Here is a 16,481-nt window from a genome sequence, read left to right as displayed (position 1 = left end):
CTTTCTGGATGTTGATTCTCTTCCAATTATGCTCTTCCGATGCCTTAGCCGTCCGCCGGGGACACCGTGTGGCGGAGGTAGGCGTCTTGATAGGTATAGCCGTTTTCCCAGTACCGGAACTCGCCGGACGGCTTCCGGCGGACTTCCACATCGCCGGCCACCACCAGACGGGGCGGCCCCAGGTCCATGCAATGGAGCAGCAGTTTGGCCCGGTATCGGGCCAAAGCGTGGATCAGCCACTGACCGTCCGGGTCCAGGGAGTCCAGGCAGTACTGCCTGCACACGGCCTCCAGCTCCGGTACGCCCAGCTTGTCCGGCGGGATCGCCTGAACGGAGAGAATGGTCCGCCCGATGTCGGCTGGGGAGAGCTGGGAATAGAGGACGTCCCGGCAGGTGACGGTGGGGTAGAATCCGGATGGGTCCTTCAGGCGCAGGCAGAGGATGTCCTCCACGGCCAGGTCCATCACCAGCATCTGGATGCACCCGCGGTAGCGGGGCTCAGCCACCCTTCTCACCTCCCGGCACATAGCGGGGAGGCGGAACCATCGCCAGACTCATGGCCTCCTCCGCCGTGATCTCCAGGGCCCTGCCGAAGTACAGCCTTCTGCCGTCCGTGGTGACCGACTGAAAGACCTCCAGCTCCCTCAGCGGGCAGAAGCGGATGGTATCCAGGCGGTTGGACATGTCCAGCTCCAGCACGCTGCCGCTGCCCAGCTCCAGCCGCAGGCGGAACCCCTCCAGCGGCATGACGCGCAGGATGGTGGGCGGCTGTATTTCGCTGCGGCTACTCAAAAGTGTGCTCCTCCTTTCTTGAAGATGGATGGAAAAGAAATGGATACGCAATGGTTTCGTGCTCGGAGGACAAAAAGGCTTCAGAGTGATCCATGGTGCGGTTGCGTCTCTTCCAACAGCGCATCGAAACCCGCTTCGGCCTTTGCCACGGTCTCCGCAATGATCTTCTCTGCCTCTGTGTGCAGATCCGTCCGCAGGACAGCTTCGATGACCGGCTCATACTTCTCTCGCGGCACATCATAGATCCGAAAACAGCAGCCCAAGTAACGCCGCAGCTTCTGCTCCATGGGAAAATACATGTCGCAGGGCTTGGCCATATAGCTCCGGGTAACACCGGAGGAGGCGAGCTCCAACTCATAAAAGTCCTTTTCGGTGGCGTTCGGCTGATATAGGTGGAAAATCGCGGGCAACTTCTTTGCCGTGTTCCGGTGGATATACTCTGCTGTGCTGGTCAGCGTATAGGCGGTCACATACAACTCGCGCAGCGGCTCGGACAACTCCGTAATATGCATTTGCAGCGCCGTCTCTACCGCATAGAGCATAAGCGGGTCAATATCGGCGCACAGCAGGCTTCCGGCATTCTTGAACTGGCTTTCAAACATTTGCCCGACCAGCGTCAGCAGAAGTGCCTCTTTGTCTTTGAATGCGGCAAAAAAAGAAGATGCGGACATTCCTGTGGCCTTCATGATCTCCGGCGTTGTGGTGGACGCATAGCCCTTCTCCAAAAACAGCTTCACGGCTGAGCGGAGGATCTTGCTCCGCCGGATCAGCCCCCTGTGCTGTAAACCATGCTTTGACATAACCTCACCCCTGAATTTTGACCCTAATTCTGATTCTTATTTTGAGTTGTATCAATTTTACTGCACACAGGAATATTTTGCAAGCGATTTTTGAGTCAGGGGGTCTGTTAACGGAGCCAAGGCGCGGCTGCGCACGAAAAAAGAATGCTCCCTCTGGGAGAGACCGCGTGCGATACCACAGTCTCTTACAGAGGAAGCATATCACTGTTTTTGAGGGATGGCAGTCATCCGATTGGCTATTTTTCGAAAAGCCGGGTCTGATTCTATAAATCAGACAGCACCAAATGGGTTTTTGAGGAAACCCCCGTTTTTTCGTAGATGCGGCCCAGGAGGGTTTTGACGGTGGCTACGGAAACGTGGAGGGTCTCGGCGAGCTCGCGGTTGCCCGTGACGCCCGCCCGGATGAGCTCGTAGACCTCCCGCTCCCGGGGGGAGAGCTCGGGCCGGGTGCTCTGAAGGCGGCCCAGCGAGAGGTCGAGCTGGCCGGCCAGGGCCTCGATTCGGGACAGGTCGTCCCGCTGGGCGGAGGAGACCACTCCGGGCAACAGGGAGCGCAGCCCGTCGTAATTTTCCGCAAAGGGGAAGAGGACGCCGTCGGGCAGGGCCATGTCCAGGGCTTCCTGAAGGGCCGCCTGAGCCTCGGGGTGTTTCCCAAGCGCGTCCAGGGCCTGGGCGAAGTAGAGCTTGGCGTAGAGCTGGGAGAGCAGATTGGGGAAGATGGAGGACAGGGCCGCCATGTGCTGGCAGGCCCCCAGCAGCTTGCGGTATTCCCGCCGCCGCAGCAGGCAGCGGCCATAGACGATGTAGGCGAAGGGCTGGGTCATCACCACCAGACGCCGGTCGGTGATCTCCCCCTCGGCCAGCCACGGGGCCACGGCCTGGTCGTTGCCCAGCAGAGTGTGGAGATAGCCCAGGCACAGATCCTGGGTGTAGCGGCACAGGTCCTCGGCATTCTGCCGGGAGCGCTCGGCGATGGATTGGACGGCGTTTTGAAACAGCGCCTTGTCCCCCCGCAGCAGGGCGATCCGGGCCAACAGGAACAGGCCGCACAGATAGATGCTGTTTTGGTGCCTGGTGTCGGCGGCGAACAGGGCGCGGTGGCAGAGTACCTCGGCCTCCTCCGTCTCGCCGTGGAGGAACTGGGCCTCGGCCCGCATGATGTGCTCCGCGCCGGTGCCGTGTCCCTGGGTCAGGCGGTAGTAGATGGGCATGCACGCATCCATCTGCTCCAGCTCCTCCGACAGCTTGCCGGTCTCCCGCCAGTACATATACAGGATGGAGGGGGAGCCGAAGGTCCAGGTGCTCTTGGTGTTGATGAGCGCGGCGGGACCGCGCAGCAGCTCCAGCGCCCGCCGGTGGCGCCGGCTCATGGCGTCGATGCGGTTGTACTCCAGGAAGGAGAGCAGCAGCTCCATCTCGCCCAGCAGTCTGTTCTTCTGGCGCTGGGACAGCTCGCTCTCCCGGATGATCCGCTCGATCTCGCCGCTGGCGGCCACCAGCTTTTCGTTTTCGTGCAGAAAGAACAGGGTAAAGGCCAGCGGCACCATGGCAAAGGGGTATCTGGCCTTGATTTCATATGGGGTATGCTCGACTACATCGACGATCATGGGCTTGGTGGTCTCGTCGAGCACGTCCGCCAGGTCGTAGCTGGTCAGGGGCAGGGCCAGCAGCTTTTCCCACGCGCCGGAGTAGTAATAAAACTGCAGGGTGTTGGTCCGGTCGCCGGCCCGGGCCGACAGATCGCCGGCCGCCAGGTAAATGGCCTTCCGGCGCGCTTCGGGCAGGAGCTGGAACTTGTTGCGGAGGAAGGCGGCAAAGATCGTATGGAGGTAAAAGGAGTGGGTCTCCTCGTCGAAGTGGACGAAGGCGGCCTGCTCCAGCATGAGCTGCTCCGTCTGCTCCACATCCTGGCCGGTGAGGCTGACCGCCTGGGAGAGGGTGAAGTGGGGCAGGATGGATACGGACAGAAAGAGCTCCCGGGCGGCGTCGGTGAGCCCGTCCCACACCACCTGCTGGATGAGCTGGTAGGTGTCGGCGCTGGAGAAGGCGCCGCTTTTCAGGTAAGCCATGATCTGCATGTGCAGCGCCAGCACCCAGCCGCCGGTTGCCTGGTGGACGGCCAGCGCCTGCCCACGGGCCACGTCCAGCCCGGCCAGGCGGAAGTAGCCCTCCGTATCCGCGGCGGAGAAGGTAAAATCCGCCGCCTCCAGCCGGTAGACGCGGTGGTTGGAGAGCAGGACGCTGGCAGCCAGCTCCCGGGTGACGACGACGATGTGGAGCCCCTCGCTCCCCTGCTTGGAGAAGAGCTCCAGCAGCGTTTCCGGGGTAGGCAGGCCAGACAGCTCAAAGCTGTCCAGCACCAGATAGGTCTCCTCGTTGCACTCCAGATTTTCCAGCGCCTCCGCCAGCTCGGGCAGCACGTCGCTGTCGGGCAGGCCGATGGCGGCCAGCTCGTCGGCGCATTTTCGGTCGGCCTGACCGATCAGGGCACAGATGGAGCGCCAGGAGGCGGAGGGCTGCCGGGCCAGGAAGGTATGCCACAGGACCGGGGTGGATGGGGAGACATTCTGCTCAAAAAAACGGCGCAGGGCGGTGCTTTTGCCAAAGCCGGCCGGCGCGTGGATGACCGTCAGCGGGTATTGCCGCAGGTAGCACAGTTTTTCCTGGATTCCGGCAGGGAAATAGAGGACGGCCGGATTGATCTTCTTTTGCCTTCCCACAGGGCGGCCCTCCTTTCCTTTTGGATATGGGCATTCAATATGGCTTATTATATCGTTCCAGGAAGCCTGATGCAAATGCTTTCCAGAAAAAAAGAAAGAAACGGTGGGGAGAGACCGCTCGTCTCCCCCCACCGCCGGTCAGCAGGTGGCTGTGTTTTCCGCCCTTCGGCCCCGCAGGAAGCGGAGTGTCAGCACCAGCAGGGCGGCCAGCAGGGCAATCCGGCCCCAGTCCAGGGCGGCGAAGAAAAAGGCAAACCACCTCTGGCTGGACCAGAGGAGGGAGGGCAGGACGCACGAAAGCAGGAAAAGAGCCCAGCCGCCGAGAAGCAGGCCCCGACTGCGGCGGGTGTCCGCCAGCTCTTTTTTGCGGAGCAGCACGGCGGTCAGAAAGACCAGCAGCACCATGGCTGCCAACTGCCCCCACGCGACGGCCAGGCGGATGTAGTTCATGCTGGGCTGAAAGTGGGGGGTGAACAGGGTCAGCCTCCAGTCGATTCCAGTGGCATAGCGCAGGTAGACATCCACGGGGATGCAGACGGCCCATGCGCACCAGAGCCCCGTATGGGTGCGGAGCAGGAAGCACACGGCGCCGCAGAGCAGAAGGGGAGAGGCGAAGAGCAGCCCGGCGAGGAGGGAGCCCAGCAGCGTACAGGACAGAACCACCAGAAACCCCATGCAGAGCAGGATAGCCCCGGCGATTTTCCGGGGCGGGAAGGCGGCATGCGGCGGCGGAGCCGGCGGGACGGGGTCCGGCGCGGGGGCGGGGCGCTCGCCCAGGACCAGCTCATCCAGTGTAACGCCAAATACGCCGCTCAACTTGACCAGCTTGTCCAGATCGGGGACCGAGCGGTTGGTCTCCCATTTGGAGATGGACTGGCGGGAGACGCCCAGAGCGTCGGCCAGGCCGTCCTGGGAGAGGTTCTGCTCGGTGCGAAGCCGGTGGATGGTTTCGCCAAGGGACATCGGTGGGTCCTCCTTTGAAGCTTGATGGACCCAGTATAGCCCGGGGGGCGCAAAAAGTCCACCAAGCCGCCTTTGAAATTTTGCAACTGGCGGTTGCGGCCGCCGGAAACAGGCGTATGGAAGCGCCGAAAATCGGAACACTACAGGCAGAAGACCCGAATCCTCGCTTTGAGGGTCCGGGCTTTCCCTTTTTCTATGGAAAAGACCGAAATATAGGGCGGCAGGTTCCCTAGAATAAATGGATCAAAATAATAAAGGAGGAGCATGTAATGCGGCAGACCTACGGTTATATTCGGGTATCCACCCGCGAGCAGAACGAGGCAAGACAGCTCGACGCCCTTTATAAAGCCGGGGTAGAGGAAAAGAGAATCTATATGGACAAGCAGTCGGGCAAGGACTTTGACCGGCAGGGGTATCAGCAATTGCTGCACCGGCTTCGACGGGGCGATACGCTGTTCGTCAAGAGCATTGACCGGCTGGGGCGCAACTACAACGAGATTCTGGAGCAGTGGCGGCTCATCACGAAGGAGAAGCAGGCCGCCATTGTGGTGCTGGACATGCCGCTTCTGGATACGCGGCAGGACCGGGATCTGACGGGGACGCTGATCTCGGACATTGTGCTACAGCTTTTGAGCTATGTGGCGCAGACGGAGCGCGAATTCATCCGCCAGCGGCAGCGGGAGGGCATCACGGCGGCCAAGGCGCGGGGCGTGCGGTTCGGGCGGGAGGCCATCCCGGTGCCCGCGGATTTTCTGGAGGTCCGGGCGCGCTGGGCGGAGGGTGAGCTCAATTCCCGCCAGGCCGCGGCACTGCTGAAAGTCTCCCAAAACACATTTTTGAAATGGGAGCACATGCTTCGGTTACAAAAAGAAAAGTAATTTGTAAAAAATTTTTGCTTTTATGTGTAGACTTTCCTGCGCAGGATAGAAGTCCCATCAAAGGTGCCGTTATTTCGCCGTTTTACATAGAATCCAGCACTGTTGATATCGTATCACTCTTGCGCAAGAAAGTCTACATGGTTGCGCGGAACAGCGCGGGAAAAATGAAATTTGTAACCGAATGGGAGGGAAGTCAATGCCCTCGTTGCGGAAAAAGCTGTGGAATATCGTGGCGACGGTGCTGGAAGTCTCCCAAAACACGTTTTGTGAGGGGGACGCATGCTTTGGTTACAAAAAGAGAAGTGATTAGTAAAAATTTTTCGCTTTTATGCGTAGACTTCCTTGCACGAAAGTGTTACCATACAAATAGTTCCATGTTCTGTGTAAAATTGAGAAAACAAAGCATATTTGTAGGAATTTGATGCGACACAAGAAAAAGTGCATGATTGCGCCAAACAGCACAGCAAAAATGAAATTTGTAACCAAACGGGAGGGAAGCCGATGCCCACGCTGCTGAAAAGGCTGTGGAATATCGTGACGACGGTGCTGGTGGCGGCGGTCGTTCTGCTGGCGGTGCTGCTGGTGGGCGTGCGGCTGGTGGGGCTGACCCCCTTCGTGGTCCTCAGCGGCAGTATGGAGCCCACTTACCCCACCGGCGCGCTGATTTATGTCAAAAAGGTCCCGGCGGAGCAGATTCAGGTGGGGGACCCCATCACCTTTGTCATGAACGAGGACCTGGTGGTGGCCACCCACCGGGTGGTGGACATTGACGGCGAGAACCAGCGCTTCACCACCAAGGGCGACGCCAACGACGCCGTGGACGGCGCGCCGGTCCACTTCAAGAATTTGATCGGTAAGCCGGTGTTTTGCATACCCAAGCTGGGCTATCTGTCCAATTTTCTCACCCATCCGCCCGGCATGTATGTGGGCTGGAGCGTCATCGGCGTGCTGCTGGTGCTTCTGTTCACGCCCGAGCTGCTCAAATGGGCGGAAAAGTCCGACCGGAAGGCGGCGGAGAAAAAGCGCGCCGCCCAGCCTGATACAGGGGGAAAGCCGAAAGGCATTTGATAAACTTACCCGGTACCCAAAACAAGCGACCCCAAGAGAAGAAAGGAGAAGAAAACACATGAAAAAGACACTGACCCTGGTACTTTCCCTGGCGCTGGCCGTGGCCATCGGCATCGGCGGCACCCTGGCCTGGCTGACCGCCAAGACCGAGGAGGTCAAAAACACCTTTACCGTCGGCAACATCAACATTACGCTGACAGAAGAGGCCGGGGGAAATACAAAAGAGTTTAAGATGGTGCCCGGCCAGACGATTGCCAAGGACCCCAAGGTCACCGTCAAGGCGGGCAGCGAGGCCTGCTGGCTGTTTGTGAAGATCGCGGAGAGCGACAATCTGGACGACTTCATCAGCTATAAGGTCAAACTCGGCGAGGACTCTTGGAAGGAACTGACTGGCGTGACTGGCGTGACTGGCGTGTACTACCGTGAGGTCGCCGCCAGCGATACAGACCAGAGCTTCGACGTGATTGGCTATGAGTCCGGGGATCCCGCAACGTTCACCGCTAACAAGGTGCTTGTCAAGGATAGCGTCACCAAGGCTATGATGGATGAGATTACTGCCCAAACAGCTTCCGCTCCCACCCTGACCTTCACCGCCTATGCGGTACAGAAGGACGGCGTGGGAACTGCTGCTGAGGCCTGGAACAAAGTTCCTACGGCTTGATTCGCAAGACATAACTGAAATTACATAACAGGAAAGGAAGCTAAATCATGAAGAAGAAGATTCTGACTGCCGCACTGGCCGTCTGCATGCTGGCCACTCTGGTCATCGGCATGTCTCTGGCCTACTTCACTGATACCAAGACTGCCGAGAACACCTTTACCGTTGGTAGCGTAAGCATTGAGTTGATTGAGTCCCAGCTCCACCGCGTGAACGCAGGTGTGGCCAACGGTGCAACCTCTACCAGCCCGCTGTGGACACCTAATCAAACCATGAACGGCGCTGCTGGAACTGCTGCTGATACCAAGTGGACAGGCGCTTACTTCACCGATGACCAGATCAAAGCAGATGCTGAGAACTATGCCCAGTATTTGGCGGAGGCCGGCAAAAACATGACTCCCGGTACCAGCGTCCGCAAGTGTCCCTATGTCATCAACACCAGCAAGACGAATGATGCCTATGTCCGTGTCCGTGTGCTCATCCCTGCCTACCTGAACGACATGCTGTGGGAGAATAGCTATTGGACTAGCACCGCTATCAACAATGGGCAGGTCATTGCTGATTTGGGGGCGAACGACAAGGGTACGCCTGTGACGGTTGACAACGAGAATTATATGCAGTACAGCTTCACCTACGTCAACGCGCTTGCGCCCGGAGAGATGACCTTCTGGAACTGCTGGGGCAGCATCGCCATTCCCGCTTCCGTGACGGACCTGAGTAATGTCAAAGACGGCACCTTTGACGTTCTGGTCCAGGCCGATGCCATCCAGGCCGACGGCTTTGCCAACGCCACCGCCGCCTTTGTGGCCTTTGACGGCAAATAATTTGAGCTTCCATATGTAAGCGGTACCGGTTCCCAGACATAACGGGCGGAGGGGAGTTTCCCCCTCCCCTCCGCCATTGATTTCGGCCTCCCTGCCAGAAAAGACCCCTTGCAGACCCCATCCCCGCACATGACTTTGACCATTCCTGTGAGAACAGCAGGGAACAGAGAGAGCATTCGATTCCGGACGGAAAGGCGGTAAGAGGATGAAGAAACGACTTGCGATTGCCGGCGTGGTCGCCGCGGTGCTGGCCCTGTGCGCCCTGGGCACCCTGGCCTACTTCACGGCGGAGGGCAGAGCCACCAACGTGATTACCACCGGCACCGTGGAGCTGACCCTGCACGAGATGCAGCAGGGTGCGGACGGCCAACTGGCCGAGTATCCCGACGAGCCGATCACCGGCGTGATGCCCGGCCAGTCGGTGTCCAAGATCCCCTATGTGGAGAACAGCGGCAGCCAGCCCTTCTATACCCGTGTGAAGGTGGCGGTGACCGTCACCGGGGCGGATGGCGCGCCGCTCTCCGGCGATGTGGTGTCGCTGAATGTGGATGCCCGGCAGTGGCTGCAAAAGGACGGCTGGTATTACTGCGCCGAGCCTGTGGCCTCCGGCGAGGAAAACCGCGTGGCCCTGTTTGATACCGTCACTTTCGCGGCCGATATGGGCAATGCGTATCAGAATTGCACCGTTGCCATCGACATTGAGGCCCAGGCGGTGCAGGTGAAGAACAATCCGATCCCGGCCGGGGGCACGGTCCTGGACGTGCAGGGCTGGCCGGCGGCGGCGTGACGCCCGGAAAAGAGGTGTGACTTAGGATGAAAAAACGAATTTTGGCGCTGGCGCTGTGCCTGGGTCTGCTTGCGGGCATGGTCCCGGCCTACGCCTTCGAGCCGGGGCTCGAGCCGGATGTGAGTACGCTCGCCCTGATGCTGGAGGAGGACGCGGTCGAGGCGGTCGAGCTGCCGGAAAACGAAAAGACGGTCCTCACGGCAGACCCTGCGGACGCCGAGACCTATCAGTGGCAGATCCGGGTGATGGAATCCCCGGAGCTGTGGGTGGATATCTTTGGCCAGACCGAGGCGGAGTGTAATTTGAGCTATCCTATGGTGGTCAACCTGCTGGACGAGAACGGCCAGGCCTATGTGCGCTGCCGCAGTGTCATCGGCGGGGAGACCATCCTGAGCGAGCCTGTGGTGGTCACTGTGACCGAGCCCACCGTCATTGAGCTGCCGGAGGAGCCGGTGGTGGCCATCGTGACTGAGCCTGCCGTGGTCGAGCTGCCGGAGGAGCCTGTGGAGGAACCCGAGGCCCCTGCGGCCACCGAGGAACCCGAGGCCCCCGCGCCCACCGAGGAACCCGAGGTCCCTGCGCCCACCGAGGAACCTGAGGCCCCTGCGCCCACCGAGGAACCCGAGGCCCCTGCGCCCACCGAGGAGCCAGCGGCGGAAGGGGAGGATGCCTCCGGCGAGGAGGCCGGCGCAGTGGACTACAGCACCCCTGTGGTCCATGGTTATTCCCTGAAGCGGATGCTTCTGGCGAATGAGACGCCTACCCCGGCGACCTACAATGTGGTCATCCACTATGTGTTCGAGAATGGCGAGATGGTAGCCGACCCCTACACCGCCAGCCTGGCCGCGGGCAGCAGCTTCAGCGCTACGGTCACCTTCCCGGTCGTGCAGGGCTATCTGCCCTATGTGGGCGAAGCGGCGGAAACCTCTTCCTCCATTGAACTGAACTATACCAACATTCAAGAGGACCACACGATCACCGTGGTCTACAAGCCCACCAACGTGGACTACACCGTCATCCACTATCAGCAGAACGTGGACAACGACCAGTATACGGAGGTAGAGCGGGAGACCAGGCAGGGCCTGACCAACTCCCCCGTGCCCGAGGTGGCTTGGGACAAAGACGATGACACCGAGAATAACCCTGAGGGCTTCTATTCGCTGCTGTATGAGAAGCCCGCCATCGCCGCCGACGGCAGCACCGTGGTGGAGGTCTACTATGACCGCATCTACAGTCTGATGCTGTTCGACCTGGACGGCGGCTACGGCGTGGAGCCCATCTACGCCCGCTACGGCACGCCCATCGTTGATGATGTGGGTACGCCCACCAAGGCTGGGTATACCTTTAAGGGGTGGTCTGAGGACGGAACGACTGTTGTGGATCTGCCCGACGAAATGCCCGCCGGGAACAAGACCTACAAGGCGCTTTGGCAGCCGGACGACACCGCTAAGGTTTCCATTGTCGTCTGGGGCGAGAATGCCAATGATGAGGGGTATTCCTACATCAAGTCTAGTGAGATTTATGCCAAGCCTGGTACTACCATTACTTACGGAAGCAATCAACTGGTTTGCGGATTGGAGACCCATCAGCATACCAAGGATGAATGCTATGAGTTAAGCTGTACACTCCCGGAGCATAACCACACTGAGGCCGGATGTACAGTGAATTGCACACATACCCATACTGTGGGTTGCTATAAGGCCGCCAACAACCGCACGCTGAAAGAGGCTACGCCAGACGAGACTATCTCTACAAACGGTGATGGGATCTATACATATACGACGGGCCAGTTTGTCAGTACCACACATTATTACCTCTACCTGGATGGCAAATGGTATTGTGCGTACACAAATAGTGGGTATAAGAGGGATACGACTCAAATTACCCTCTCCTGTACCCACATCCATACCGACACCTGTTACTCTTGCGGTCTGACTAATCACAACCACAGTTTCCCTGATTGCTATACGCTGACCTGCATGGAAACCGCGCACACCCACACTGACGAATGCTATCTGAATGCCAGCGCCAGCGGGATGGACACTGCGCTCTGGACCTATGTGCGCTCCGACGAGATTACCGTGGCCGCAGACGGCAGTTCCGTCATGAACGTATACTTTGACCGGACCCAGTTCACCCTCACGTTCCGGGCAAGCAACAATACTGTTGCGACAATCACGGATAAGTGGGGCGCGGATATTCATACTATGTTCCCAATTGTTGGAACTAACGGGACAACATATAAAGGTACAGAGTGGAAAGTTCCCGACGGATGTCAGACATTCAAACCTGGCACAAATGTACTGTCTATTGACACTATGCCCAGTGAGAATATCACGTTTACAAGGAATAATACAGACGATAGTGCCACGCTGTACTATTATGTCGAGTCCTTGGACGGTACCGGAGCACATGAACACGGTGGGAAGAAGTACGACCTGTATAAAACAGTGTACTTGCCGAATAGTGGACGTTTAACGGAATCTGAAGAGTTCCATGAGATCATTGGCTTTACGAAAGGTGACTATTATCCCAGCACCATTTTTAACAAGGTAAGCAAAGAAATGTATCTCTATTATACCCGGAACTCTTTTGACATTGTGTTCTACAATCCTACAGAGCTAATTCACACGGAAGAAAATATCCCCTATCAAAAAAATCTGAGCAGCTATGCCTATGTTCCAACGGATGATCAGGTGCCTGCAAAGTATGAGCCCGGTTCTGTGACGTTCGCTGGTTGGTATTTAAACCCTGAATGCTCCGGAGAGGAATTTGTTTTTTCCGCACACACTATGCCCGCTGGACCCAATAATGTGAATGGAGAGGTGGCGCTCAGCCTCTACGCCAAGTGGGTGCCCGTCACCCACACGGTGGAGTTCTATCTGGATAAGGCCGCGCTGGAGGCTGGGACCAAACTCGGCACCCACCCCGAACGGACGGTCTCCCACGGCAGTTTGGTGGACCCGGCTCCCGCAGACCCCGCCAACGGCAGCTATACCTTTGTGGGCTGGTTCTACCTGGACAACGGCGTGGAGAAGGCCTTCGACTTTGTCAATATGCCCGTCAACAAGGATCTGAAGGTTTACGGCAAGTGGAGCTCCAACACACTGATGGAATATACCATCTCCTACAAGCTCCATGGCACTGACACCGAGATCGCCGCGCCCACCACCGGCTCCGGTCTGGCGGGCGTCACCAAGACCTTTGAGGCCAAGGGCGGCGCCGACCTCTATGACGGCTATCAGGAGGGCTACTTCCCCGTGGTGAAGTCCCACTCCCTGACCATTAACATTGACGACCCGACCAAGAACATCTTTACCTTCGAGTACATCCAGAAGGATGCTGTGCCCTACACCGTCCGGTACCTGAACAAAGAGACTGGTGAACCCGTGGCTGATACAAAGACGGTCGACAACAACCGGAAGGCCGTGGTCACCGAGACCTTCGTGCCCGTCTCCGGCATGATGCCCGACGCCTACCAGAAGCGTCTGGTAGTCAGCGCAGAAGAGGGCGCGGTCAACGAGATCATCTTCTACTATACCGAGGATACCACCCACGCCTACTACAAGATCACCCACTACACCCAGAATACCGACGGGGCGACCTGGACGGAGTACGCCTCTTCCCAGGCTGTGGGCGACATCGGCACGACCTACACCGCCGACCCCCTCACCATCCCCGGCTTTACCTATGACTCCACGGTGGAGGGTACGGTAGCCAGCGGCGAACTGACGGCCGGCGGCTTGGAGCTCAAGCTGTATTATATCCGAAATGAGTACCCCTATCAGGTGCGCTATCTGGAGCAGGGGACCGGTAAACCGCTGGCAAACCCCAAGGACGGCAAAGGCAGGTATGGGGCGGTCATTTCCGAGGCGGCCATCCCCATTGAGGACTATGACCCAGTGACTTCCACCCCCCAGACGCTGAACATTCGCATTGAGGAAAGCCAGACGGAGGCCAAGCTGAACGTCATTACCTTCTACTATCAGGAGCAGGATGTCACCATCCAATATCAGGTGGTTGGCCCGGAGGGCTGCGGCACGGTTACCCTCGCCAGCGAGACCGTAAAAGTCCTCAGCGGCACCGCCATCGGCTCCACCGCCACGGCCAGCAGTGAGGAATACCGCTTCGTGGGCTGGTACAGCGACGCGGCCTGCACGACCCGGGTGTCTGCTGACAGCAAGTATGTTCCTGAAAAGGTAGCCGGCAAGAACGTGGCCGCCACCTACTACGCTAAGTTTGAGCCCAACCAGGGCAGCTTGACCATCGAAAAAACCGTCAAGGGCGGGGTGGAGCAGGACTTCATCTTTGATGTAACAGGCGGGGGCAAGACCTACACGGTGGTCATAAGCTGCGGTGCCGACGGCAAGGGCAGCACGACGATTCAGGGCCTGACCGCCGGAAGCTACACCGTCGCCGAGCGCACCGGCTGGTCTTGGAAGTACGAGTGTACGAATGGTGCCAGCAAGGATGTCACCGTCCCCGGCGGCGGCGCCGGGACCGTCTCCTTTACCAACGAGAAGACCAGCAACTGGTTCGGCGCCAGCGACAAGGTGGACAACGTGTTCGATGTGGTGACCACGAATCAGGCACAGGACATCCAGCCTGCAGCCCTGCCGGAAAAGAAACTTGAGCTGAACGGGGAGGAGGTGTAAGCCATGGCGAGTTATCGAGGAAAGCGCGTTTTGAAGAGGTGCAGGCTGACGCCGCTGGCTGCGGCAGCCCTCCTTATGGTGCTGGTCATGTCGGTGGGTGGTACTCTGGCCTGGCTCACCGCCCACACCAACGCTATCACTAACACCTTCACCGTTGCCACGCCGGGCGTGGAGATTGAAGAAGGATTTGACAAACAGACCAAAAGCAATGTCCAGGTGAAAAACACCGGCGAAGTGGAAGCCTATATCCGTGTGGCGCTGGTTCCCACCTGGACCTCCGATGCAGAGGGGAAAAATGCAGTGGGGGAGCCCGCTAGCCTGGAGGATTTGAAAATTGAGGGAACGTTCCCGGGGGAAGGATGGCTGAAAGGTTCTGATGGCTATTATTACTACCAGACCCCAGTGGCCCCAGGAGGCCGTACAGCGGTTTTGCTCGAAAAGGCGACCGTTACGACGGAGAACGGCTACCATATGAACCTCCAGGTCATGGCCGACTCCATTCAGGCTGATCCCACAAGAGCTGTAACGGCCATGTGGGGGACGGACAAGGGGGGCGCAGTGACCGGAGTCGATGGCACGATGCTTCTAATTCAGCTTCAGCAACCGTGAGGAGGTGACATGCTATGAAGAAAACCAAATTGCGCGCCCTGCTGTCCATGGGTCTGGCGGCGGCGCTGATGGTGGGCCTCGTGGCGGTCACCGCCCTGGCGGATGACGGTGTGCCCACGGTCACCTATGACCACAGTGTAAAACAGTTCCAATTCACCAACGTGGCCGCCTACAGTGACGAACACGGCCATCAGTACCCCGACCTCTTCCGGGACCTGAAAAACCTGATGCCGGGCGACGCTGTCAGCCAGGCGATCAAGGTCAAGGTGTCCGGCACGGGGAGAGGCTCGGTCAACATGTACCTCAAGGTCGAGTCGGAGGGGGACGGCATCAGCGCCGACGAGAAGCTGGACTACGCCGAGCTCCTGGATGCGGAGGGCGTCACCCTGACGGTAAAGCAGGGGGAGACCGTCCTGGCCGAGGGAAGCCTGGCCGAGGGCGTCAAACTGGGAAAATTGAAGAGCAGCGACACGCTGGACTTGAGCGTTACTTTGAACATCCCCCTGACGGCTGGGAACGGCCTCCAGGGCCTCCAGGGCGCGGTGGCGTGGGTGTTCACCGCTGAGTACATCCCCGGCGGTGGCGGCGGCGGTGGCGGCGGGACCGAAATCCCTGAGACGAATCCGCCTCTGGGTCCCCTGCCCGAGCTGGAGAAGGGCGACCACTTTGCCTACATCATCGGCCGGGACGACGGCTTGGTCCATCCCGAGGCCGAGATTACCCGCGCCGAGGTGGCCACCATCTTCTTCCGTCTGCTGACGGAGGACTCCCGCGGCCACTACTGGAGCCAGAGCAATTCCTACGGCGACGTGGATGCTGGCGCCTGGTACAACAACGCTGTGTCCACGCTGTCCAACGCCGGTATCCTCTACGGCAAGCCGGGCAATCTGTTTGATCCCGACGCGTCCATCACCCGTGCCGAGTTCGCCGCCATCGCCGTCCGCTTCTTCGGCGGCGAGTACGAGGGGGAGGACCAGTTCAGCGACATCGGCGGGCACTGGGCCAGCAACGAGATCAACCGGGCGTACATGAACGATCTGGTCAAGGGCTACACCGACGGCACCTTCCGGCCCGACAACGACATCACCCGGGCGGAGGCCATTACCATCATCAACCGGGTCCTGGAGCGCGCGCCCCACAAGGACTACCTGCTGGACGATATGATCACCTGGCCGGACAACACGGATACGGCCAAGTGGTACTACGCCGACGTGCAGGAGGCCACCAACTCCCACAATTATGACCCGAAGTACGACAAGGATGGGAATGTCTACGAGGTCTGGACCGGTCTGCGGCCGGTCCGCGACTGGGCGGCCCTGGAGCGGGCGTGGTCGGAGGCCAACTCCTCCGAGAGCCCCGGGGAGGTCGTCTCCTCCAACACCAGTTCGGTGTTTGGGGATTAAGAAGAAGCGAGTGAATTGTCAAACTAAGTGCAACCGAAATTGAGTTCGAAGTCCCATAATTCCTGGGCGGATCGAGGCCTGGCGTGAATCAACGCCAGGCCTCGTTTTTGAGTGGTGGGAGCAGCACGAGACAGAACTCTGCCTTTCGGGCAGAAATACCGGAGCAGGCCGCTCCAATTTTCGTTGGTACCCTTCTGCCAAGCGCAGTAAGGGTCGGTAAAGTAGACGTTGGTGCCGTCAAGAGTTGGACCTGTTGACAAAGGCAAAAATTCTGCCGAAACTCGCAGAGGTATCGGCAGGATAGTAAATATGGAGATAAAAAAG

The 16,481-nt window shown here is 59.0% G+C and carries 13 protein-coding genes and 1 pseudogene; 8 read left to right on the top strand and 6 right to left on the bottom strand.

Translation table 11 applies throughout. From position 1 onward, the window contains the following. Positions 1-44: 44 nt before the first annotated feature. From B3H64_RS04480 to B3H64_RS04460, 5 genes are all read right to left on the bottom strand, one after another. A complete protein-coding gene (locus B3H64_RS04480; RefSeq protein WP_256303600.1) occupies positions 45-506 on the bottom strand; it encodes a hypothetical protein in 462 nt (153 codons plus the stop codon). Further along, the gene (locus tag B3H64_RS04475) at positions 499-792 is read right to left on the bottom strand and encodes a hypothetical protein (protein ID WP_286733315.1); all 294 of its coding nucleotides are present in this window, start codon (positions 790-792) and stop codon (positions 499-501) included. The genes B3H64_RS04480 and B3H64_RS04475 overlap by 8 nt, the downstream gene beginning before the upstream one ends. An 80-nt stretch (positions 793-872) precedes the next feature. Further along, the gene (locus B3H64_RS04470; RefSeq protein ID WP_242853736.1) at positions 873-1,592 is read right to left on the bottom strand and encodes a TetR/AcrR family transcriptional regulator; all 720 of its coding nucleotides are present in this window, start codon (positions 1,590-1,592) and stop codon (positions 873-875) included. Between the two features lie 263 nt (positions 1,593-1,855). Then, entirely contained in the window at positions 1,856-4,312 is a 2,457-nt protein-coding gene (locus tag B3H64_RS04465) for a LuxR C-terminal-related transcriptional regulator (RefSeq protein ID WP_242853735.1), read from the bottom strand. 138 nt (positions 4,313-4,450) lie between these two features. Beyond that, a complete protein-coding gene (locus B3H64_RS04460) occupies positions 4,451-5,275 on the bottom strand; it encodes a helix-turn-helix domain-containing protein (RefSeq protein ID WP_286733310.1) in 825 nt (274 codons plus the stop codon). Positions 5,276-5,544: 269 nt separating this feature from the next. Here B3H64_RS04460 and B3H64_RS04455 point away from each other — a divergent pair, with 269 nt between their 5' ends. From B3H64_RS04455 to B3H64_RS04420, 8 genes are all read left to right on the top strand, one after another. Then, positions 5,545-6,153 carry a recombinase family protein gene (locus tag B3H64_RS04455; RefSeq protein ID WP_286733307.1) on the top strand — a complete coding sequence of 203 codons (609 nt, stop codon included), beginning with the start codon at positions 5,545-5,547 and terminating at the stop codon, positions 6,151-6,153. Between the two features lie 501 nt (positions 6,154-6,654). Beyond that, positions 6,655-7,221, top strand: a complete 567-nt coding sequence (locus tag B3H64_RS04450; RefSeq protein ID WP_050618609.1) for a signal peptidase I — start codon at positions 6,655-6,657, stop codon at positions 7,219-7,221. A gap of 58 nt (positions 7,222-7,279) precedes the next feature. Continuing rightward, entirely contained in the window at positions 7,280-7,882 is a 603-nt protein-coding gene (locus B3H64_RS04445) for a TasA family protein (RefSeq protein WP_286733303.1), read from the top strand. 47 nt (positions 7,883-7,929) lie between these two features. Continuing rightward, positions 7,930-8,703, top strand: a complete 774-nt coding sequence (locus B3H64_RS04440; RefSeq protein ID WP_286733302.1) for a TasA family protein — start codon at positions 7,930-7,932, stop codon at positions 8,701-8,703. A 205-nt stretch (positions 8,704-8,908) separates the two neighbouring features. Next, on the top strand, positions 8,909-9,490 hold the full coding sequence (locus B3H64_RS04435; protein ID WP_286733299.1) for a SipW-dependent-type signal peptide-containing protein: 582 nt from the start codon (positions 8,909-8,911) through the stop codon (positions 9,488-9,490). A 26-nt stretch (positions 9,491-9,516) separates the two neighbouring features. After that, entirely contained in the window at positions 9,517-14,145 is a 4,629-nt protein-coding gene (locus tag B3H64_RS04430) for an InlB B-repeat-containing protein (RefSeq protein WP_286733296.1), read from the top strand. Between the two features lie 3 nt (positions 14,146-14,148). Beyond that, a complete protein-coding gene (locus B3H64_RS04425; RefSeq protein WP_286733293.1) occupies positions 14,149-14,754 on the top strand; it encodes a hypothetical protein in 606 nt (201 codons plus the stop codon). A 14-nt stretch (positions 14,755-14,768) separates the two neighbouring features. Next, positions 14,769-16,157 carry an S-layer homology domain-containing protein gene (locus tag B3H64_RS04420; RefSeq protein ID WP_050618603.1) on the top strand — a complete coding sequence of 463 codons (1,389 nt, stop codon included), beginning with the start codon at positions 14,769-14,771 and terminating at the stop codon, positions 16,155-16,157. 23 nt (positions 16,158-16,180) lie between these two features. Here B3H64_RS04420 and B3H64_RS12050 read toward each other — a convergent pair. Further along, positions 16,181-16,481: pseudogene (locus tag B3H64_RS12050) on the bottom strand (hypothetical protein); the annotation flags it as partial.

The organism is Intestinimonas sp. UBA1698 (genome assembly GCF_002320075.1).
Classification (GTDB): domain Bacteria; phylum Bacillota; class Clostridia; order Oscillospirales; family Oscillospiraceae; genus Intestinimonas; species Intestinimonas massiliensis.
The sequence above is the reverse complement of the archived record's forward strand: the minus strand, read 5'-3'. Positions and strand labels throughout refer to the sequence as shown.

Coding starts and splice junctions, on each gene's coding strand:
- B3H64_RS04440 (WP_286733302.1), top strand. CDS start 7,930: ATGAAGAAGAAGATTCTGACTGCCGCACTGGCCGTCTGCATGCTGGCC.
- B3H64_RS04445 (WP_286733303.1), top strand. CDS start 7,280: ATGAAAAAGACACTGACCCTGGTACTTTCCCTGGCGCTGGCCGTGGCC.
- B3H64_RS04435 (WP_286733299.1), top strand. CDS start 8,909: ATGAAGAAACGACTTGCGATTGCCGGCGTGGTCGCCGCGGTGCTGGCC.
- B3H64_RS04460 (WP_286733310.1), bottom strand. CDS start 5,275: ATGTCCCTTGGCGAAACCATCCACCGGCTTCGCACCGAGCAGAACCTC.
- B3H64_RS04430 (WP_286733296.1), top strand. CDS start 9,517: ATGAAAAAACGAATTTTGGCGCTGGCGCTGTGCCTGGGTCTGCTTGCG.
- B3H64_RS04470 (WP_242853736.1), bottom strand. CDS start 1,592: ATGTCAAAGCATGGTTTACAGCACAGGGGGCTGATCCGGCGGAGCAAG.
- B3H64_RS04450 (WP_050618609.1), top strand. CDS start 6,655: ATGCCCACGCTGCTGAAAAGGCTGTGGAATATCGTGACGACGGTGCTG.
- B3H64_RS04420 (WP_050618603.1), top strand. CDS start 14,769: ATGAAGAAAACCAAATTGCGCGCCCTGCTGTCCATGGGTCTGGCGGCG.
- B3H64_RS04425 (WP_286733293.1), top strand. CDS start 14,149: ATGGCGAGTTATCGAGGAAAGCGCGTTTTGAAGAGGTGCAGGCTGACG.
- B3H64_RS04455 (WP_286733307.1), top strand. CDS start 5,545: ATGCGGCAGACCTACGGTTATATTCGGGTATCCACCCGCGAGCAGAAC.